Origin of the sequence: Haladaptatus sp. SPP-AMP-3 (genome assembly GCF_049568665.1) — an archaeon.
Taxonomy (GTDB): Archaea; Halobacteriota; Halobacteria; order Halobacteriales; family Haladaptataceae; genus Haladaptatus; species Haladaptatus paucihalophilus.
The window spans coordinates 850,944-870,437 of sequence record NZ_CP145897.1; the positions used below are offsets into that span (position 1 = coordinate 850,944).

The 19,494-nt window shown below is 63.2% G+C and carries 17 protein-coding genes and 1 pseudogene; 9 read left to right on the top strand and 9 right to left on the bottom strand.

Annotated elements, in window-relative coordinates; genetic code table 11:
* Positions 1 to 13 precede the first annotated feature (13 nt).
* The gene (locus V5735_RS05055) at positions 14 to 1,195 is read right to left on the bottom strand and encodes a PAS domain-containing protein (RefSeq protein WP_423745360.1); all 1,182 of its coding nucleotides are present in this window, start codon (positions 1,193 to 1,195) and stop codon (positions 14 to 16) included.
* 282 nt (positions 1,196 to 1,477) lie between these two features.
* Between V5735_RS05055 and gatE the strand changes: the two genes are divergently transcribed.
* On the top strand, positions 1,478 to 3,346 hold the full coding sequence (gene gatE, locus V5735_RS05060; protein ID WP_423745361.1) for a Glu-tRNA(Gln) amidotransferase subunit GatE: 1,869 nt from the start codon (positions 1,478 to 1,480) through the stop codon (positions 3,344 to 3,346).
* 21 nt (positions 3,347 to 3,367) lie between these two features.
* Here the strand turns inward: gatE and V5735_RS05065 are convergent, their stop codons facing one another.
* Genes V5735_RS05065 through V5735_RS05075 form a run of 3 tightly spaced genes read right to left on the bottom strand, consistent with a single transcriptional unit; the run spans position 3,368 to position 6,320 of the window.
* Positions 3,368 to 4,255, bottom strand: a complete 888-nt coding sequence (locus V5735_RS05065; RefSeq protein WP_423745362.1) for an ABC transporter permease — start codon at positions 4,253 to 4,255, stop codon at positions 3,368 to 3,370.
* Between the two features lies 1 nt (position 4,256).
* Positions 4,257 to 5,180 (bottom strand): ABC transporter permease, encoded by a 924-nt coding sequence (locus V5735_RS05070; RefSeq protein WP_423745363.1) that lies wholly within the window; start codon positions 5,178 to 5,180, stop codon positions 4,257 to 4,259.
* 6 nt (positions 5,181 to 5,186) lie between these two features.
* Entirely contained in the window at positions 5,187 to 6,320 is a 1,134-nt protein-coding gene (locus V5735_RS05075; RefSeq protein WP_423745364.1) for an ABC transporter substrate-binding protein, read from the bottom strand.
* 171 nt (positions 6,321 to 6,491) lie between these two features.
* On the opposite strand from V5735_RS05075, the gene V5735_RS05080 reads away from it, so the two are divergent.
* Positions 6,492 to 7,556, top strand: coding sequence for an ABC transporter ATP-binding protein (locus V5735_RS05080; RefSeq protein ID WP_423745365.1), 1,065 nt, complete (start codon positions 6,492 to 6,494; stop codon positions 7,554 to 7,556).
* Between the two features lie 128 nt (positions 7,557 to 7,684).
* Here V5735_RS05080 and V5735_RS05085 read toward each other — a convergent pair whose 3' ends face one another.
* Genes V5735_RS05085 through V5735_RS05095 form a run of 3 tightly spaced genes read right to left on the bottom strand, consistent with a single transcriptional unit; the run spans position 7,685 to position 9,828 of the window.
* Positions 7,685 to 8,521 carry a phosphatase PAP2 family protein gene (locus V5735_RS05085; RefSeq protein ID WP_069451654.1) on the bottom strand — a complete coding sequence of 279 codons (837 nt, stop codon included), beginning with the start codon at positions 8,519 to 8,521 and terminating at the stop codon, positions 7,685 to 7,687.
* Between the two features lie 36 nt (positions 8,522 to 8,557).
* The gene (locus tag V5735_RS05090; protein WP_423745366.1) at positions 8,558 to 9,307 is read right to left on the bottom strand and encodes an RNA methyltransferase; all 750 of its coding nucleotides are present in this window, start codon (positions 9,305 to 9,307) and stop codon (positions 8,558 to 8,560) included.
* Positions 9,304 to 9,828 carry a hypothetical protein gene (locus V5735_RS05095; RefSeq protein WP_423745367.1) on the bottom strand — a complete coding sequence of 175 codons (525 nt, stop codon included), beginning with the start codon at positions 9,826 to 9,828 and terminating at the stop codon, positions 9,304 to 9,306. The genes V5735_RS05090 and V5735_RS05095 overlap by 4 nt, the downstream gene beginning before the upstream one ends.
* 205 nt (positions 9,829 to 10,033) lie before the next feature.
* Between V5735_RS05095 and V5735_RS05100 the strand changes: the two genes are divergently transcribed.
* The 6 genes and pseudogenes from V5735_RS05100 to V5735_RS05125 all read left to right on the top strand — a co-directional run bounded on the left by V5735_RS05100 (position 10,034) and on the right by V5735_RS05125 (position 16,524).
* Positions 10,034 to 10,735, top strand: a complete 702-nt coding sequence (locus V5735_RS05100; RefSeq protein ID WP_423745368.1) for a DUF7504 family protein — start codon at positions 10,034 to 10,036, stop codon at positions 10,733 to 10,735.
* Complete coding sequence (locus V5735_RS05105; protein WP_423745369.1) at positions 10,732 to 12,840, top strand: hypothetical protein; 2,109 nt, start codon at positions 10,732 to 10,734, stop codon at positions 12,838 to 12,840. Before V5735_RS05100 ends, V5735_RS05105 begins: the two co-directional genes overlap by 4 nt.
* A 40-nt stretch (positions 12,841 to 12,880) precedes the next feature.
* Positions 12,881 to 13,693: pseudogene (folP, locus tag V5735_RS05110) on the top strand (dihydropteroate synthase); the annotation flags it as partial.
* Positions 13,694 to 13,727: 34 nt separating this feature from the next.
* Positions 13,728 to 14,423, top strand: coding sequence for a 6-hydroxymethylpterin diphosphokinase MptE-like protein (locus V5735_RS05115; protein WP_423745370.1), 696 nt, complete (start codon positions 13,728 to 13,730; stop codon positions 14,421 to 14,423).
* Positions 14,424 to 14,490: 67 nt separating this feature from the next.
* On the top strand, positions 14,491 to 15,051 hold the full coding sequence (locus tag V5735_RS05120; RefSeq protein ID WP_423745371.1) for a maltose acetyltransferase domain-containing protein: 561 nt from the start codon (positions 14,491 to 14,493) through the stop codon (positions 15,049 to 15,051).
* Between the two features lie 63 nt (positions 15,052 to 15,114).
* The gene (locus V5735_RS05125) at positions 15,115 to 16,524 is read left to right on the top strand and encodes an FAD-binding oxidoreductase (RefSeq protein ID WP_423745372.1); all 1,410 of its coding nucleotides are present in this window, start codon (positions 15,115 to 15,117) and stop codon (positions 16,522 to 16,524) included.
* 11 nt (positions 16,525 to 16,535) lie between these two features.
* On the opposite strand, the gene V5735_RS05130 is transcribed toward V5735_RS05125, so the two are convergent.
* Entirely contained in the window at positions 16,536 to 16,808 is a 273-nt protein-coding gene (locus V5735_RS05130; protein WP_423745373.1) for a hypothetical protein, read from the bottom strand.
* 127 nt (positions 16,809 to 16,935) lie between these two features.
* On the opposite strand from V5735_RS05130, the gene V5735_RS05135 reads away from it, so the two are divergent.
* Complete coding sequence (locus V5735_RS05135) at positions 16,936 to 17,634, top strand: class I SAM-dependent methyltransferase (RefSeq protein WP_423745374.1); 699 nt, start codon at positions 16,936 to 16,938, stop codon at positions 17,632 to 17,634.
* A gap of 54 nt (positions 17,635 to 17,688) precedes the next feature.
* On the opposite strand, the gene V5735_RS05140 is transcribed toward V5735_RS05135, so the two are convergent.
* Positions 17,689 to 19,377, bottom strand: coding sequence for a thiamine pyrophosphate-binding protein (locus tag V5735_RS05140; protein WP_423745375.1), 1,689 nt, complete (start codon positions 19,375 to 19,377; stop codon positions 17,689 to 17,691).
* Positions 19,378 to 19,494: the final 117 nt, after the last annotated feature.

Here is a 19,494-nt window from a genome sequence, read left to right on the forward strand (position 1 = left end):
GGCTATCGGGCCGTCAGCGCGCCCGGTCGTTTTCCGAGTCGGTCACGTTCTCGACGATGAAGACGATTCGTTCCACGGTGCCGTCTTCGTCGTGGACGGGTGCCCCGTTGACGGAGAAGTGACGCCACTCCCCGTCCGGGGTCCGGTATCGCGTCCGCACGCCACGAAGCGTCGTTTCGTCCTCGAAAATCGCCGTCAACGGATGGCCGTTCTCTTCGATGGGTGTACCGTCCTCGTCGGTCACCGTCCACTCCGAGGAATCGTAGTTCCTGTTCGTGATTCGCTCCTTCGGAAGTGCCAGCATCTCGGCCATCCGCTCGTTGACCCGCTCTATCTCACCGTCGGTGTCGAGGATGATGATGCCGACGGGACTCGTTTCGAACACGCGTTCGAGCAGCTCCCGCTCGCGGCGGTGTTCCTTCCGAATCCGGTTTTCGTCGGTGACGTCGCGGAAGTACACCGACAATCCTTCCGTCGAGGGATAGGCGTGGACTTCGAACAGGGTTTCGAGGGGTTCGAAGTAGGCTTCGAACGTGGTCGGCTCCTGTTGCTCCATCGCCCGCCGATACTCCGCTTCGAACGTCGAATCGACCGATTCGGGGAATTCCTCCCAGACGACGTTCCCGAGGAGGTCCGCCTCGGGACGGTCGAGCAGTTCCTCGCCGTGCGCGTTGACGAACGTGAACCGCCAGTCGGTGTCCAGCGCGAAAAACGCGTCCGTCACTCGGTCGTAGACGGCGTTCATGTGCCGTCGGTACGCGTCCGTCGCTCGTTCGGCGCGATGGCGGCTGACGACGTTTTCGATGCGATTCGCTAGCACCGCGTATCTGTCGGGGCCGCCCTTCTGGAGGTAGTCGGTGACGCCCGCGGAGATGGCTTCGCTAGCGATCTCTTCGCTCCCCTTGCCGGTAAAGAGGATGAACGGCAGTTCGGGCGAACGCTCACGAACCGCTTCCAAGAATTCGAGTCCGTCCATCGACCCCATGTCGAAATCGCTGACGATACAATCCACCGTGAGGGAATCGAACCGGTCGATGGCGTTCGTGGGTGCCGTTTCGGTGTAAACGGCGATATCGGGGATGTGTTCGGACAGCAACGGGTCGGTGAGGCGCAGCCGTGCCGGGTCGTCGTCGATGTGAAAGATACGAATCGGCGCGTCCGCTGTTGGATTCCTCGACGCGAGGAAATCGTTCATGTCCGGTTTACTGTTCGTCTCATTTTTATATCTATGGGACGGATGCCGATACCGAATTCATATCTTCGAAGAAATTCACGGATGAGTAAACGTTTGAGTGTCACCTCTGGCTGTCGTCTCTCCCGCTCGCCGATGGCGTGCGTGAACCGTGACCCGACGGTTCCGCGGTACGTCCGCTCCCGGTCACGACCCCGGCGTTTCGGACCACTTGTCGACGCTCCGAATGGACGGACTCGCCCGAACTGGTCGGTTTTTTACCCCTCCATATCCCATGTCCGACCAATGAGTGAGTACGACTACGAGAACCTCGGTCTCGTGGCGGGGCTGGAGATACACCAGCAACTCGACACCGAGACGAAGCTGTTCTGTGGCTGTCCGACCGAACTACGCGACCCCGAGGAGTCGTCCCGAACGTTCACGCGCTATCTCCATCCGACGCGGAGCGAACTCGGCGAGATAGACGAAGCGGCCCTCGAAGAGAGCCAAATCGACCGCGAATTCGAATATCTCGGCTACGACTCCACCTGTCTCGTGGAAGCCGACGACGAACCGCCACACCGACTGGACGGGGAAGCCCAGCAGGTCGTCCTCGAAATCGCCCAACTGCTCGACATGGACGTGGTGGACCAAGCGCACGTCATGCGAAAAATCGTCGTGGACGGGTCGAACACCTCGGGATTCCAGCGGTCCACGCTCGTCGCGACCGGCGGCGAAATCCGGACCAGCGACGGTCCGGTCGGCGTCGAGGACCTGATGCTCGAAGAGGAGAGCGCCCAGCGCGTCGAGGAGCGCGAGGACGGCGTTACCTTCAGCCTCGACCGCCTCGGCATCCCGCTGGTCGAAATCGGCACCAGCCCTGACATCAGTTCGCCCGAACAGGCTCGTGAGGCCGCAGAACGCATCGGAATGCTCCTCCGCTCGACCGGTCACGTCAAACGCGGCCTCGGGACCATCCGCCAGGACGTGAACGTCTCCATCGAGGACGGCGCACGCGTGGAGATGAAGGGCGTTCAGAGTCTGGACGACATCGACGACCTCGTTCGGTTGGAGGTCGGCCGACAGGTCGAACTCCTCGACATACGCGACGAACTCCGGTCGCGCGACGCCGAGGTCGGCAAGGTTCAGGACGTGACGGACGTGTTCGAGGGAACCGAGAGCAGCGTCATCGGTGGTGCGCTCGACAGCGGTGGGAAGGTCACCGCCGTCCCCCTGTTCGGTTTCGACGGCCTCGTCGGCAGGGAGATTCAGCCCGACCGACGCCTTGGTACGGAACTCTCGGACCACGCCAAGCGCCACGGCGCGGGCGGCATCTTCCACACCGACGAACTGCCAGCCTACGGCGTCACGGAGGAGGAAGTCGATGCGCTCCGAGACGCGGTGGACGCGGGCGAGGACGATGCAGTCGCCATCGTCGCAGCCAGTCCCGAGGTCGCCGACGGGGCCATCGAGGCCGCCGCGGGGCGCGCGGCCGTCGCCATCGAAGAGGTCCCCGAGGAGACCCGCGGCGCGAACGAGGACGGCACCTCGGGCTACCTCCGTCCGCTCCCCGGCGCGGCGCGGATGTATCCCGAAACCGACGTTCCGCCGGTCGATTTGGACCCGACGGAGGTCGAGACGCCCGAACTGCTCACCGAGAAGGTCGAACGCTACCAGTCCGAGTTCTCGCTTGGCGCGGGACTCGCCGAACAGGTCGCCTACGGCCGCCGGATGCCGCTGTTCGAGCGGGCGGTCGAAACCGGTGCCGACCCGACGTTCGTCGCCGGATTGGTCGAGAGCACGGTGACGGAACTACGCCGCGACGACGTGCCGGTCGAAAACCTCGACGACGAGCACTTCCTCGGCGTCATCGCGCTCGTCACCGACGGCGAGTTGGCGAAGGAGGGCGTCAACGACGTGATGACGCTGCTGGCGGAGAACCCCGAACTGACGGCGGAGGAGGCCGTCGAAGAGGCGGGGCTCTCCGGCGTGGGCGACGAGGAGGTTCGAGAAGCGGTGGTCGAAGTCGTCGAGCGCAACGAATCACAGGTCGAGGAGGAAGGAATGGGTGCCTTCTCCGGCCTGATGGGCGAGTGCATGGGAAGCCTCCGCGGGAAAGCGGACGGCGACCTCGTGAGCCAACTTCTCCGCGAGGAAATCCAAAAGCGCGCCTGAAACGGTGAACGGAATCGGGGGCTACTCTTCTTCTCCGCCGCCAGTCCCGGCCACGTAGCCGGTGACGTTGCCGACGTTCATCGCCACCGCCAGCGCGACGGCGATGACGAAGACGATGAACGTCGAGATGGCGTTCATCTTCGGCGCGGTTCCGTACTTTATCATCGAGTACATCGACACGGTTATGACGTTCATCGTGCCGCCGACGAAGTGCGCCCGGATGAAATCCTCGAACGAGCGAATCCACGCGAAGAGGAATCCGGCACCGATGGCGGGGGCGATGATGGGGAGCGTCACGTCCCAGAACGTCGTGAGCGGGTCGGCCCCCAAATCGTGGGCCGCGTCCTCCAACGACCTGTCGAAGGTGTAGAGGCGGGCCGTCACCATCAGCAGGACGAACGGGAAGCCGTAGATGCTGTGGGTGAGGATGAGCGTGATTGGTCCCATGGTCATTCCGAGAACCGTCTGGAAGTAGATGATGAGCGCGATGCCCAACACGACGCCCGGAATGACCATCGGGAGGATGCCGAACGTCCGGTACAACTCCTTGAGCGGGAAGTCGTAGCGGACGAGCGCGAAGCTCGCTAGCACGCCGAGGACCGTCGCTATCAGCGCCGAGAACGTCGCCACTTGGACGCTGTTCAACAGCGCGGTCATCAGCGACCCGTCGGCGAACGTCGCCGTGTAGTGGGCGAGCGTGAACCCCTGAAACGGGAAGAACGTACTCGAATTGACAGCGAACGAGAGGAACATCATGGCGACCAACGGTATCCAGAGGAACACCAACAGCAGTCCCACGATGACGTACAGGCCGCGGCGGAGCAGTCGCTGTCTCCGCTCGTGTCCGAACGTCGGCGATTCGCTCGACTCATCGGCTCGTTCCGTCGTGGTTCCGGTTTCGGCAGCCATCTCAGACACCTCCCAACTCTTCGATGCTGACGTAGCGGAACGCGAGCGCGAAGGCGACCACGATGGAGACGACGATGAACATCGACGCCGCGCTTCCGTAGTCGATGGCGTACTGTCCCGTGATTCGTCCCTCGATGAGTTGCCCGACCATCAACACCTTCCCCTGTCCGAGGAACCGCGGCGTGATGAACGCGCCGAGCGCGGGGACGAACACGAACAGGCTTCCGCTGATGATTCCCGGCAGGGTCAGCGGCAGGATGACGTCGCGGAGCGTTCCCGTCCGGGACGCCCCCAAATCACGCGCCGCCTCGACGAGCGAGAAGTCCAGCCCCTCCATGCTCGCGTACAGCGAGAGGAGCATGTACGGGAAGTAGGCGTGCACCAAACCGACCACGATGGCCGGGATACCGTAGTTGAACAGCCCGATGGGACCGTTCAGGATGCCGATTTTCAGCAGCGTTCGGTTGATGACGCCGCTCGGGCCGAACATGAGGTACCACGAGTACGCACGCACGAGGTACATCGTGAAGAACGGCAACAGCACGAGGAAGATGATTACCTTGAACGTTCGGCCGCCGCGACGGGCGAGGAAGTACGCGAGCGGGAACGCCATCACCAGACAGAGGATAGTGGTGATGCCCGCAATCGCGTACGAGAGCATGAGCGAGTGGAAAAACGGCGTCTCCCAGAACGGCCCGCTCCCCGTGAACAGCCCCGAGTAGTTGGCCATCGTCGGCTGCCAGACGATTTCGTAGGCATCGTTGATGCTCATGAAGCTGATGACGACCATGAACGTCAGCGGTGCCATCAACAGGAGTAACAGCCAGAGGAGGCTGGGACTGAGCGTGAAGCCGAGCGTTCGCTTCCGCGAGGCGAAGGCACCGACGATGGCTCCTCGAATCGACCCTGAAGTATCGGAAGACATCGTGAATTAGGCCGTTTTCACTTCGTCCCACGCGTTCTGCCACGCGTCCTCGTTCTCGACGGCTTTGAACGGGATGAAGTCCTCCAAGCGTGACGGCTTGATGGACCCGAACATGTCGTTCTGCTCCTTCGAGAGGTGTTCCTGCGTCTTCGGGTTACAACTCGGCGAGTAGCCCGCCTTGGCGAGGTCGGCACCGAGTTTCGGTGCGATGAACTCGTTTATCACCTTCCACGCGAGGTCCTTGTTCTCGGACTTCTTCGAGACGACGGCGGACTCGAACCACGCGAGCGACCCCTCCTTCGGCGTCGCCATCTTCGGCCACTCGGTGCCGTTCGACCACATCTCGACGATTTCGTTGCGGCCGGACTGCCCGACGAGGAAGTTCCCCTGCTTGAACGATTTGATGTACGTCGGGTCGGCCGCGATGTACCCCTGTAGCTTCGGCTTCTGCTCGATGAGCGTCTTTTTGACCTTCTGTATCTGCTTTTCCGAAAGGGTCACTTTGTCGCCCTCGAAGGCCTTCTTGTAGCCGAGGTACAGCGCCGTCGCGCTCATCGCCTTGAAATGGTTGTCGTACATGACGACCTTCCCGTTCAGGTCGGTCCCCTTGTACTTATCACTGAATAGCACCTCGTAGCTCTGTTCGTGGTCCTCGGGAATCTTGCGCGAGTCGTAGGAGTAACCGTACCAGCCGAATCGAATGGGGACGCCGTACTGCTCGCCGTCCTTCGTGAACTGGTTCTCGCTGAATCCCTTGAAGGTGTCGTAGATATCGGACTTGTTTTTCACGATGTCGTCGGGCACCGGTTCCACGAGCCCCGCGTCCATCATCTTCGGGACGTAGTTATTGTTCGGAACCGCGATGTCGAACTGTTTGTCCTTCCCGGACTTCCACCCGGTGAACATGTTCGAAGAGGACGTGGATTTGGTGAATTTGACGGTCACGTCCAGACGGTCCTCTATCTCTTTTTTCAGGTCCGCGTACTCCTCCCACGTGAGGATGTTGATGGTGTTACCGCCACCGCTTCCGCCACCGCCGCTGAAGAGACACCCCGAGAGACCGGTCATTCCGACCGCACCCGCCGTCCCCGCGGCCTTCAGGAACGTTCGACGACCGCTCTCCGTGCTACTATTCGTCATGCTTCTGCCACCCATGTCTTTGTCATCCATACTCATGAGAAAGCCACGGATTCACATGGTATTAATTCTTCGGCGCATAACCGTTACTCGGTAGCCAATAATTAATACTACCACAGTAATTACCTAAATTTCCCCAGTAGGTTTATACCAAGTGCTGATAGTGGGTAGCACATGGTAGATGATAACGATGTCCTCATCGATCTGCAGGCGGTCAGAAAGGAGTACGACGAGGTGACGGCGGTCGAGAGCATCGATTTCACCATCCGGCGCGGGGAGTTCTTCTCGCTCGTCGGCCCGTCCGGATGCGGCAAGACGACCACCCTCCGCATGATAAGCGGCTTCGAGACGCCGACGCAAGGACGCGTCTCGCTCAACGGCGAGGACATGACAGGCGTTCCCCCTAACGCTCGGGACACTAACCTCGTCTTCCAGCACCTCTCGCTGTTCCCCCACATGAGCGTCGGGGAGAACGTGGCCTACGGCCTGAAGAAGGCGGGCGTCGATTCGGCGACGCGGGAACGGAAAGTGAGCGACTACCTCGAACTCGTGAATCTGGACGGTTACGAGGACCGCCGCCCGGACGAACTGTCCGGCGGGCAACAACAGCGGGTCGCCCTCGCCCGTGCCCTCGTCAACGAACCCAGCGTCCTCCTGTTCGACGAACCGCTGTCGAGCCTCGACCGGAAACTTCGCAAGCAGATGCAGGTCGAACTCAGGAAGATTCACGAGAAGACGCAAGGCTCCTTTTTTTACGTCACCCACGACCAGGAGGTCGCCATGACGCTCTCCGACCGGATGGCCGTGATGAACGACGGCACCATCGAACAGGTCGGCAAACCCGAGGACATCTATCGCAATCCCGCCAGCCCCTTCGTCGCCGACTTCATCGGCGACACCAACCTCTTCGACGGGGACGCGCGAACCCACAACGGCGCGACGACGGTCGATATCGACCGGGACTTCTCGTTCGTCGCCGAGGAAAGCGTCCGCGACGGCCCCGTCACCGTCTCGATTCGCCCCGAGGAGTTCGTCCTCACGGACGGTAACGGACCCGTCAAGGGACGAATCGTCGAGCGCTACTTCCAAGGCGACCAGACGAACTACATCGTCGAACCCGACTCGGAATCCCTGTCGGACGTTCGCGTCGTGATGCAGGGCCGAGAATCGCCGGTCTCGCGCGGTGAACGCGCGGCGTTCGACGTCCGGGACGGCGCGCCGGTCGTCTTCGAGGCGTAGTCGCTCTCGTTTCTATTCAGCACATTTGGCGTCGAACCACGTCGCTCGACGAGGAAGTGTATCAACCGCACGGCTGGATGGATGATTGGCGGCCTCAAAGCGGTCGTGGTCCGTCGCGCGGCGCGACGCTATCGGTTGGTCGTGCGGCGAACTGCCGCGAGTGCCTCGCGCGAGACGACCGACCAGCGCGGTTCGCTGAACTGGCGCGAGAGCGTGTACGCACAGGCGACGAGGACGAGGGCGAAGGCCGCGTCGGTCAACCAGTGGACGCCCAGATAGAGCGTGGACACGACGATGGCCGTCGAGAGGAAGGCCATCGTGTAGGCGTACGCTGTATCGGCTTTTCGAGCATAGAGGGCCGCGAGTACCGACAGGCCGGTGTGGAGGCTGGGGAACGCCTTCACCAGCGTATCCGTCGAGAAGATGCCGTACTGGATGGCGGGGCTGAGTTGGTACATCAGCGGTTGGACGGAGGTCAGATACAGCGACGACACCTTCACGGGGAAGAGGACGAAAAACGGAACCGCCAGCGTGACGAGGATGACGTACGCCAGCGCGTAACGGTGTGCCTCTTCCTCGTCGTGGGCCTTCAGTTTGAAGTACGTGAAGAGTACGGCGAACGGGAAGCCCACGAGGTACACGGCGGTAAACGCGAGCGTGAGCGGTTGCGAGGCCACGGTTTGGAACGTGGCGACGGTCGCGCCTTCGATGGCGTAGACGAACCCGGTGAAGGTCCGTCCCACGTGGAAGTGGAGCGCCACGCTGTTGACGGCCTGGGTGACGACCCACGCGACGCCGAGGTATTTCCAGTCGGTCTTGAGGAAGTCCCGAAGGAGCGTCGTGAGTCGCTCCTCCGGCAAGAACACCTGCTTGCCGACGAACATCACGAGAACGCTCGGTACAGCGACGAGGAGGGTAAACTGCGTCCCGAGCGGGAGGGAATGAAATTGGAGGGCGGGAAGCATCGCTACACTGTACTTTATCGACAGAATATAAAGAAGTTACTTATCGTTGCGGGCCGCTCGGTGCGTATTCGACGCCGACGCCCGCTCGTTCGCCCGTCGAACGATTCCTCGCAACGTCGCGATTTCCCTGCCGGTGGGATGCGCGCGGCCGAAAACGCGCCGAATCATTCGCATGTTCTTCTCGTGTTTTTCGGTCGGCTGTCCGACGGTTTCGAGCAGGTCGGCGAACGCTCCGTAGAACCCCTCTATTTCCGCTTCGTCCGCACGCTCCCGCGAGACGTCCGGGAGTTGGGTCTCCTCGACCGTCAGCGTTCGGAGTTCGTAGAGGGCGACGGTCGCCGCCTGTCCGAGGTTCAGCGCGGGGTACGACGCGCTGGCGGGAATCGAACACACCTCGTCGATGCGCGAGAGTTCCTCGTTGGTCAGGCCGTTCGCCTCCCGGCCGAAGATGAGGACGGTATCGGTTTTCACGTCCCGCAAGCTTTCGGCGAGTTCGCGCGGCGTCTCGAACGGGAACCGAACGTGGTGGCTCGCGTCCTCGTTCGTCGTCGCCGTCATCCCGACTGTGTGATAGTTCTCGACCAACTCGTCGAACGTCACCTCGTCGTAGTTCGGCAGTACGTCCTCGCGGGCCTGTCCAGCGAAGCCGTAGGCCTCGCTGTCGCGGCCGAACTCCGGTGGATTTACGAGTTTCAGGTCGTCCATGCCGAAATTCTTCATCGCGCGTGCGATAGTCCCGATGTTGCCGGGCGTCTTCGGTTCGACGATGGCGACTGCGGGTTTCATTTCGGATACTCTCGGGACACGTCCACGTCCCGCAAGTCGATATGTTCCTGTTCCTCCTCGGGGAGGTCCACGTTCAGTTCGCTCTGGTCGGCCTCCGGCGGTTCCGGTAGGTCGTCCGGGTCGGTATCCACGTGTTCCATCCCCTCGTATCCGTCCGGCGCGCGCCCCCCGTCGGCGAACCATTCGAGGAACTCGTCTTGTAGTTCCTCCTCGCCGCGGAACCGGTCGCCCCCTTCCTCGAAGTACCAGTAGAGGAAGTCGGTCTCGTGGTCCGAACAGACGCCGACCTCCGCCAGCGGTTCGCCGTAGACGACTTCCATCTCGTTACACATCGTGATGTTCTCGTCGCCGTGCACTAACCAGCAGGCGTGGCACGGAGACCCCACGAGCGCCGACAGCCGAAAGAGCCGCGTCCGCGTGTCCTCGTCCATGTCGTCCATCGGTCGGTATTCACCGTTCTCGGTGAACACCTCCTCCTCGTCGAATCGCCACCCGCGAAGTCCGATGCTCACTTTACCCATCACGTTCCCGTAGCGACCGGAAGGACAAAAAGAGCATGTCTGCGGGGCGTGTGTGCGAACGCATCGACGCCGGTCTCGAACCGGTCGCGGAGAAAACGGCGGCGATTCGAGACGTGACGGGGGTGAAGGACAGAGATGCCCGATTAACTCCCTCCGCCACCCATCCGAATGTTTATCATCTTTCACTCGAATCTCGTATCAAACAATGCGTTCTGCAGAGATCTCGTTCCGTGGTGGGGATCATTCGCCGAAGTTCCACGACGCTCTCTCCGACCTCAAACGGCGGGGCTGTAACATCCTCGTCACCGGTCGAGTCTCTGAGACGACGACGAACAGGACGACGATGCAACTGTTGGGAGCGTCCACCGAGGAACGGAAACGCATTCTCGTCCTCACCGACACCGTGGCCCGGTACGCGAACTCGAAGCTTCCCGGCGGGACGAACGCCGACGACCCGGACGTCTGGGTCATCGATTGGGGCGATGACGAGCGCTCGGCTTCGCGGTCGGTGGCGGCACCGTCGCAACCGGGCGTTACGGTCACTTCCGAGGAGTCACTACGGGAACTCCGTGGAGACATCGTTACCGCCGTCAGCTTCTTCGACGAATGGGCCGACGGACTATCCACGTCCGAGTTACGGCTTTCGTTCGACTCGCTCATCAAACCGCTCGAACAGTGTGAGCAGGAGACGGTCGAGCAGTTCCTCAGAACCGTCATGGCCCTCGTCCGGGGTGTCTCCGGGATGGCACACTACCATCTTCCGGTCCCCGATTCGAATCCGGTGGTGCAGGAACTCACGCCGCTGTTCGACGCGCGCGTCGAACTCCGACAGACGAACGGACTGGTTCCGGAACAGCGCTGGCACATCCCGGAGTACGGCCAGACGACCAACTGGGTTCGGCTATGAATTTCGAGTGGGACACCGAAGACCCACTCGGCGTACCGACGTTCGAACCCAACCCCGACGCGCCGGGGGTCAGAATTTGGGACCCCATCGACAAAGGAAGTTTCGTCTTCCGGACCCCATCCCCGGTTTCGCTCCAGCCGGGAGAGACGGAGGATTTCGTCGTTCCGTTGGACTCCGCCGTCGAATTCCGGACGAGCGAACTCGAAATCCCCGAGCGTATCGATTTCAACGTCTGGAACTCCCCGGAAGGCGTCTCCGAGCAGGTCTTCCCGTCAGGCGACGGGTGGCAGTCCTCGGAACCCGTCGAATACCTCGAACTGCCGTCCGCCGCGGTGAAAATCTACGTCCGCGTCGGTTGTGACCTCTCCATCCGAGAGCGGGGCGGCTCGATGTGCGTGGAACTGGACGCCGAGCGGACGATTTCCATCGGCTGTCGCTCGCTCAACGAATCACCGGCGGGAACGATAACCGCCACGGAGAACATCGAGGACGTGATGCGGGCCGTTTCGCTGTTCGGGTCCGCACTGAAGACGCTCTCACCCGAGCGGTCGTTTCCCAGTCTGCGCGGCCACCCGCCGCTCATCGAACGGGGGGAGGAGTTTTCCGTCCCCTCGCACATCACCCGTCCCGACTCGGAGGTCCGACTGGTGCTCCCGCCGGAACGACGGTACGTCTACGCCGCCACGTCGCTCGCGTACTATCTAGGTGCCGAGGTGGTTCCCGGCGACACCCCGCGGCTCGAAACTCCGGCGGGCGCGTATTCGTTAGCGGGCGGTGGTGGCTTCGACGGGTTCGAAGCCGAGGTTTCCCGCGCGTTTCAGCACGTCTTCTTCTTCGATTGTGTCATCCGGGAGGAGGGGTTCTACGACGTCCCGGTCTACGAGCGCCAGCAGGTCGAACCCCTCGTCGAGTTCGACTTCGCCGACCTGTATGCGAAATCGCTCGCGGAACAGTTGGAAGCGTACCTGTCCGTGCCGTTCGACGCCATCGAGTCCGTTCTACCGCCGTGGCATCTGACCATGGACATCGTTCCGTCGGCGGAAAACGCCGACGTGCTTCCGTTCGTCGCCGACGAACTCCCGTTGATTCGATGTCCGACGCCGACGGCCGCGAGCCGCGTCGAGGCGCAACCGACGGAGATCACCGACTTTTGTCGAAGCCCTCGGACGGAAACGAGTGATCCGCTCGAAACGCGGCCCGTGAGTCCGGAGCCGGTGGAGACGGTAGAACACGTCTGGGTCGGCGACGGCGTTCCGATGGGGAGTAACAAAGCGACGGTCGAATCCTACCGTCGTCGCGTCGATTCCGAGACGTCGAATCGCTCGACGATTCACGTCCAAATCGTCTGTAACGACCCAATGATGAAAGCAGAGGGAACGGTGCGAGACCTCTATCAGTTCACGGATTCGACATGCCACGAGGCCGATATCGCGTACGACGTGACGACGGACGAACTTCGGTCCCTGTTCGCCACGGAGGTCGATTTCCTTCACTACATCGGTCACGTCAACCACGACGGAATCGAGTGTGTAGACGGCGTGCTCGACACGAGAACGCTCGACACCGTGAACGTCGAGTCGTTCTTGCTCAACGCCTGTCGCTCCTACGAACAGGGGGCCACGCTGGTGGAGAAGGGCAGTCGGGCGGGCGTTGCCACGCTCTCGGAAGTGCCCAACGAACCGGCCACCGAGATGGGCTGCTTGCTCGCTCGCGGACTCGGGTCGGCGCTCTCGTTTCGGACCGCGCTCTCCGTCGCACAGTCACAGACGCTGTTGGGGGACCGGTACGTGATTATCGGCGACGGCGGAATGTGTCTCTGTCTGCCGTTTTCGGGAACCACTTCGATGGTACACATCGAGAACATCCGCGACGGAATCTACACCGTTCGGCTGAAACCGTACAAGACACCGCGCTACAGCGCCGGGTCGATGAGCGGGTCGATCTGGGACGACGACGCCAAACTGTATTTAGCGCCCAAATCGCACACCACGTTCGAGATAACGGCGGACGAGTTCGAAGCGGGGGTGTGCGAGCAATCGATGCCGATCGAATACGACGGGGAACTGTACTGGAGCGAGGAAATCACCGCCGCGGACCTGCACTGAAAGGGCCGATTTTTATCCCTTCGTTCCCCCTAGTTCCGGTATGCAGAACGTTGTCGCCGCGGGACTCGGCATCGGGCCGGAACATCCGCCGCGAATCATGGGTGTGTTGAACGTCAGCGAGGAGTCGCCGTACGACCCGAGCGTGTACGACGACCCGGCTGACGCCGCGGGGTACGTGGACCGAGAACTCGTCGGAGAAGGCGCGGACATCGTGGACGTCGGTCTGGAGTCGGCGAACAAACGCTTCGACGTGCTGTCCGCCGAGGAGGAACTCGACCGACTGGGGACCGCCCTCGAAACCATCGAACTCGTCGAAGGGAATCCCGTCTTCTCCATCGAAACCCGCTACGCCGAGGTCGCGGACGAGGCGCTGTCGGGCGGGTTCGACATGGTGAACGACATCTGTGGCTTCGCGGACCCGGAGATGGCGGCGGTCTGTGAGCGCCACGACGCCGCGGTCGTGAAGATGGCCAGCCCGCCGGATTTGACCCGACCGGGTGCCATCGAACGCGTGGACGACATTTACGACGCGCTGGCGTCCGAACCGCTGACGGGCAAGACCATCCTCGACCCGGCGTTCGGCGGGTGGAGCGAAGCGAAGACGCTCGCCGACGACCGGGAGACGTTCCACCGACTCGGCGAGTTCCGGGAACTGGGTCGTCCCATCCTCGTCTCCATCAATCGGAAGAACTTCATCGGCGACGTGGTGGGACGGGACACGGAAGAGCGCCTTCCGGCCAGCCTCGCCGCGACGGCGCTGGCGGTCGAACGCGGCGCGGACGTCATCCGAACGCACGACGTGGCGGAAACGCGCGACGCCGCCGTCATCGGCCACGCGTTCGGTCGGGAACGCCAATGACGCGATGGCGTCCGCTCGGGGGCGTCTCGTGAACTTCGCCGAGTGGGAACCGGCCTATCTCGCCATCCTCTCCGATTTCGGGTTTTCCCGCGACCGGGACGAGCACGCCCGCGACGTGCTCGCCGATTTCGCGCTCCCGTTCGACCACGCTCGGTTCGATTCCGTTTCGGGGAGCACCGTCGCCGTCGCCGGTGCCGCTCCGTTGCTCGCGAACGAACTCGACGTGGCGCGGGCGGCGGACGTCGTGTTCGCCGCCTCGACGGCGGCCGACGTCCTCCTCGACGCCGGAATCGACGTGGACTGCATGGTGACGGACCTCGACAAGAACCCCGAGACGGCCCGCGAATTGAGCAAGCGGGGGGTTCCGGTCGCGGCACACGCGCACGGGGACAACATCCCCGCGATTCGAACCGACGTCGCCACGTTCGACGCGGACAACGTGTTGGCGACGACGCAAGCGAAACCGCGGGAGGCGGTCGAGAACTTCGGCGGCTTCACGGACGGCGACCGGGCGGCGTTCCTCGCCGACCACTTCGGGGCGGGCGAACTGGTTTTCCCCGGGTGGGACTTCGACGACCCGAGCGTCGATTCGATGAAGCGGCGGAAACTCGACTGGGCGGAACGCCTCCTGTACTGGTTGGAACGACGGCGGGACGAGCGGTTCTCTGTACTGGACGGTCGGCGGGGAGCCATCGACGCCGACGTATCGGGATTCGACCGGTAATCGGGGTCGGGCGGCGACCAGAACCGAAGGATGATTTTTGTGCGTCGGCGAGAAATCGACTCGGACGATGGTTTCCGAGAAGGAGAAGATGCTGGCGGGCGAGTTGTACGATCCTGCCGACCCGGAACTCGCGGACGAGCGACGGCGGGCGCGGGAACTCACGCGACGGTTCAACGGGACGGACGAGACGGAAACCGAGACGCGAGAATCACTGTTACAGGAATTGTTCGGTTCGACGGGGGAGCATCCGCACGTCGAACCGCCGTTTCGGTGCGATTACGGGTACAACATCCGTGTCGGCGATGGCTTCTACGCGAACTTCGACTGCGTGATTCTGGACGTGTGCCCCGTCGAGATGGGACGGAACTGCTGGCTCGGTCCGGGCGTCCACGTGTACACGGCGACGCACCCGCTCGACGCCGAAGCGCGGGTCCAAGGCCCGGAGTACGGGAAGCCGGTGACGATGGGCGACGACGTTTGGGTCGGCGGCAGGGCGGTCATCACCCCCGGCGTGACGGTCGGCGACGGGGCCGTCGTCGCCGCCGGTGCCGTGGTGACCGACGACGTTCCGGAGAACGCGGTCGTCGGCGGGAATCCGGCGACGGTCGTCGAGGAACTGGACGGCTAAGCGGCCCCGTTTCTTGCGCGACGTTCGAACAGGTTTATTTCACAGGGCGTCGAGTGCTACCGCATGACGCACGACTGTTCGTTTCTCCGCGACCTGCCGTTAGACGACGACCGATACTCCTTCGGCGACTCACACCGCGCCGGACACGCGGGCGATTGGGGAACGCGCGAGACGGAGGAGGTGCGACCGGACGCCGTCGTCTGGCCGGAATCCACGGCGGAGGTGTCGGCGGTGCTCGCGGCGGCGGACGAGCGAGGCGTTCCGGTGACGCCCTACGCCGCCGGGACGGGACTGGAGGGCAACGCGGCACCGACTCGCGGCGGCATCAGCCTCGACATGACGCGGATGGACGCGGTGCTCGACGTGCGGCCGGACGACTTTCAGGTGGACGTCGAACCGGGAATCATGGGCACGGCCGTGGACGAAGCGGTCGCCAGACACGGCCTGTTCTTCCCGCCGCTCCCTTCCTCCGGCGACATCTCGACGGTCGGCGGGATGATAGCCAACGACGCGAGCGGGATGCAGACGGTGAAGTACGGCGAGATTCACGACTGGGTGCTCGAACTGGAAGCCGTCCTCGCCGACGGGTCGGTCGTCACGGCGGGGAGCAAGGCGGTCAAAACGTCGAGCGGGTACAACCTCAAGGACCTGCTCGTCGGGAGCGAGGGGACGCTCGCGGTCGTCACCCGTGCGACGCTCGAACTCGCCGGACGACCCGAACAGATTCGCGGCGGCCGCGCCATCTTCGATTCCTTTTCGGACGCCGTGGACGCGATTTCCGACGCGGTGCGCTCCGGCGTGGACGTGGCGAAGATAGAACTCGTGGACGAGACGAGCGCGACGATGGCGAACGCGTACACGGGGTCGTCGCTGCCCGACGTTCCGATGGTGTTCCTCGAATTCCACGCGAACCACGGCATCGAGGACGAAATCGCGTTCTGTCGCTCGGTGTTCGAAGCCCACGACGTGTCCCGGTTCGAGGTCGGGGACGAAGCGGAGATGGACGACCTCTGGCAAATTCGGCGGGAGATGGCCTTCGCGGTCGAAGCGTACGACCCCGACCTCTCGCCGCTCCACCTCGGCGACGTGACGGTTCCCATCAGCGAGTACCCCGAGATGGTCCGTCTCGTGCGGCGACTCGCCGACGAACACGACCTGTTGATTCCCTGCTTCGGCCACGCCGGGGACGGCAACCTCCACTACTCCGTGCTGGTGGACGAATCCGACGACGACCACATCGAACGCGCGCGGGAGGCACAGACCGAAATCGTCCACACCGCCATCGAGTGGGGCGGCACCTGTACCGGCGAACACGGTATCGGGCGGGGAAAACGGGAGTACCTCGAACTGGAACACGGCGAGGAGAGCGTCGAAGCGATGCGACGGCTAAAGCGCGCGCTCGACCCGAACGACACGCTCAATCCGGGGAAGATGTTCCCCGAGACGGTCGGTGGCGGGCGAATCGAGAACTGAACCGCCGAGCCTCAGGCGTCGAGATCGCGTTTCGGCACTTCCCGGTAGCGCTCGCGTCCGACGGGCGTTCGCGTCTGCACGAGATAGGTCTCCTCGGTGAGGTCGTAGATGGTCTTCGTCCGACCCGATTCTGACCGTTCCGTCACGCGCGGAACGTCGTTACAGTTCGAGAGGTGGTCTCCGAGTTCCCAGCTGATCGGGGTACCGCGTGCCGACGGCTCCGCCGAGGAGGGGGTCGCTCCAGATATACGTGTGCCGTTCTGACATTCCCCACGCAAATCCATATCACATAGAATGATAGTAGGTGATAAAACAATATCGGCATCGAATTGGCTAAAAAGAACCCGGGAAAAACGCCGGGACGGTTCCGAACGTCGGGGGGTTTTACGGGTGGACCACATAGGGGGACGGATGGACCCCAACAGCGTCCGCCAACAGTGGGCAGAACGGTCGGGAGAGTACTCGCCGGACTACTACGCCTACTACGGTCCCAACGAGACGAGCGAACTGATACGCGCCCGCCTCGACGCCGCCGTCGCGCCGGACGCGTCGATTCTCGAACTCGGCTGTAGTTCGGGTCGACACCTCGCCCACCTCCACGAGGCGGGGTACGAGAACCTCCACGGCATCGAGATCAACGACGAAGCGCTCTCGGTGATGGAGGACACGTACCCGACCCTCGCCGAGGAGGGAACGTTCCACATCGACTCCATCGAGAACACCGCCCCCGAGTTCGACGACGGTCGGTTCGACGTTGTGTTCTCCGTGGAGACCCTCCAACACCTCCACCCCGACGACGAGTGGGTGTTCGACGAACTGGCCCGGATAACCGACGACCGCCTCATCACCGTCGAAAACGAGGGGGGAAACGAAGAGGAAGACGAGGAAGGGAGAGGCGAGTCGGAAACGGAACGTCGGGGTGAGGAACCGGACGAAACAGGAGAAGCGGGAGGAGCGGAGGTAACAGTGGAAACGAACGTCAACTACGTCCGCGGCGAGTTCCCGCTGTACTACCGAAACTGGAACCGAATCTTCACCGAGCGCGGGTTCGTCGAAATCGATTCCGAACCGCTCGACAGAGACACGCTTCGGGTGTTTCGACCCAATTGATTCGGCCGATTCCGTCGAGTCCTCCGATTCTCCTTAGTCGGCCGATTCCGCTTCTCAGTCGTGAACCAACACGTCCACGACGCTCGGCCCGTCCTCCGCGAGGGCGGTCTCCAGCGTCTCCGCGATGTCCTCCGGTGACTCGACGAGATGGCCGGACGCGCCGTGGCTCTCCGCGTTCGTCGGAATATCGACGGGGGGTTCGAAGTCCATGCCGACGTACTCGTGGTCCTCGTCCTCGCCGCCGAACAGCTTCAGCGTGTTGTCCTTCAGGATGCGGTAGTTGCGGTTGTCGGGGACGACGACGGTCACGTCCACGCCGTACCGCGCCGCCGAGTAGAGCGTATGGGGATAGTAGAGGTACGACCCGTCGCCGACGAATCCGACGACCTGCCGCGGGTCGTCCGTCTCGGCCTCGGCCATCGCGGCACCGACCGCGGCGGGGAGACCGTAGCCGAGGCCGCCGCCCTTGTTCGAGATGTAGGACTCGCGTTCGAAGGGCCACCGGAGGAGCATGACGTACTTCGAGGTGATGCCTTCGTCCACGATGTAGGGGGACGACAGCGTTTCGCGGAGGGTATCGACGAGTTCGGCTTTCGACGCGCGGGGGTCGTCCCCGCTCCCCTCGCCCATCGACGCCATCTGCTGTCCGGCGAACTCCTTGAACTGCCGGACGCGTTCCAACCGCCCCGCGAGTTCGTCGTCCGATAGCTCGACCGCCTCGGCGAGTTCGTCCATCACGAGACCCAAGTCGCCGGTCACGGCAACGTCGGCGGGCGTGTTCTTGCCGACCTGCCACGGTTCGTCGTTCAGGTCGATGAGGGTCGCGTCGTCGGGCACGAGGTCGCGGTCGTGGCGCGTGAGGGTCGTGTTGGTCGAACAGCCAGCGAAGACGAGGGTATCGCTGTTCATCGTCGCGGCGGCGATGTCCTCGTCCGGCGGGACGTGGGACACCCACTGCTCGTGGTCGCCGGGGAAGTCCACCTCGCAGGCCAGAATCTCGGCGTGAACGCGCGCCCCCATCACCTCGGCGAGTCGAACCGCCGCGTCCAGCGCGTCGACGTCCGAGTACGCGTTGTGTCGCGGGATGTGGTCGCCGACGACGAGCACGGGGTCGTCCGCCTCCGCGAGCAACTCGGCGGCCCGCGCGATGGCGGTCGGGTCGCCCGCTCCGGGGCTCTGAATCCGGCCGAGCCGTTCGGGGTCGGCGTCGGTCTCGTCCATCATCACGTCCAGCGGGAGCGAGAGGAAGACCGGACCCGTGGGCGGCGTTTGGGCCACGCGGAACGCCCGCCGGAGCATCGTCGGGACAGACTCCACGTCGGTCACTTCCGCGCTCCACTTCGTGAACTGCTCCGTCATGGCGAGCACGTCGCCCGACAGGATGGGTTCCTCGTGGCGGAAGTCGAGGCTGTGTGCCCCGGCCGTGACGACGAGCGGTGCGCCGGTCACCGACGCGCCGTAGAGGTTCCCGAGGCCGTGGGCCACGCCCGGCGCGACGTGGAGGTTGACGACGCCGACCGGACTGCCGTCCTCGTCGGCGCGGTAGTTCTTCGTGCTCGCGTACCCGGCCGCCATTCCGACCGCGATGTCCTCGTGCGGCGCGAGGACGTACTCCAGTTCGCTCCCGCCCAACGCCTCCATGACGGGGAGTTCGGTCGTTCCGGGGTTGCCGAAGACGTACCGAACGCCGTAGGATTCGAGAACGTCGGTGAACAACTCGGCTCCCGTCCGTGAGTCTGCCATGGCGGTGACTGGATGCGAGCCACCAAAGGAGTTCTGGATGTATGTAACTATTTTTCGAGAACGGACGATGAAACCGTGTGCCACGGTATCGTCTCTTCGAGAATTTTCAAGTGTGAG

Bases quoted from the DNA above. Each gene is read 5' to 3' on its own strand.
- V5735_RS05140 (WP_423745375.1), bottom strand. From the start codon at position 19,377: ATGGCAGACTCACGGACGGGAGCCGAGTTGTTCACCGACGTTCTCGAA.
- V5735_RS05135 (WP_423745374.1), top strand. From the start codon at position 16,936: ATGGACCCCAACAGCGTCCGCCAACAGTGGGCAGAACGGTCGGGAGAG.
- V5735_RS05130 (WP_423745373.1), bottom strand. From the start codon at position 16,808: ATGGATTTGCGTGGGGAATGTCAGAACGGCACACGTATATCTGGAGCG.
- V5735_RS05095 (WP_423745367.1), bottom strand. From the start codon at position 9,828: ATGGGTAAAGTGAGCATCGGACTTCGCGGGTGGCGATTCGACGAGGAG.
- V5735_RS05125 (WP_423745372.1), top strand. From the start codon at position 15,115: ATGACGCACGACTGTTCGTTTCTCCGCGACCTGCCGTTAGACGACGAC.
- V5735_RS05070 (WP_423745363.1), bottom strand. From the start codon at position 5,180: ATGTCTTCCGATACTTCAGGGTCGATTCGAGGAGCCATCGTCGGTGCC.
- gatE (WP_423745361.1), top strand. From the start codon at position 1,478: ATGAGTGAGTACGACTACGAGAACCTCGGTCTCGTGGCGGGGCTGGAG.
- V5735_RS05075 (WP_423745364.1), bottom strand. From the start codon at position 6,320: ATGACGAATAGTAGCACGGAGAGCGGTCGTCGAACGTTCCTGAAGGCC.
- V5735_RS05055 (WP_423745360.1), bottom strand. From the start codon at position 1,195: ATGAACGATTTCCTCGCGTCGAGGAATCCAACAGCGGACGCGCCGATT.
- V5735_RS05090 (WP_423745366.1), bottom strand. From the start codon at position 9,307: ATGAAACCCGCAGTCGCCATCGTCGAACCGAAGACGCCCGGCAACATC.
- V5735_RS05065 (WP_423745362.1), bottom strand. From the start codon at position 4,255: ATGGCTGCCGAAACCGGAACCACGACGGAACGAGCCGATGAGTCGAGC.
- V5735_RS05085 (WP_069451654.1), bottom strand. From the start codon at position 8,521: ATGCTTCCCGCCCTCCAATTTCATTCCCTCCCGCTCGGGACGCAGTTT.
- V5735_RS05105 (WP_423745369.1), top strand. From the start codon at position 10,732: ATGAATTTCGAGTGGGACACCGAAGACCCACTCGGCGTACCGACGTTC.
- V5735_RS05100 (WP_423745368.1), top strand. From the start codon at position 10,034: ATGCGTTCTGCAGAGATCTCGTTCCGTGGTGGGGATCATTCGCCGAAG.
- V5735_RS05120 (WP_423745371.1), top strand. From the start codon at position 14,491: ATGGTTTCCGAGAAGGAGAAGATGCTGGCGGGCGAGTTGTACGATCCT.
- V5735_RS05080 (WP_423745365.1), top strand. From the start codon at position 6,492: ATGGTAGATGATAACGATGTCCTCATCGATCTGCAGGCGGTCAGAAAG.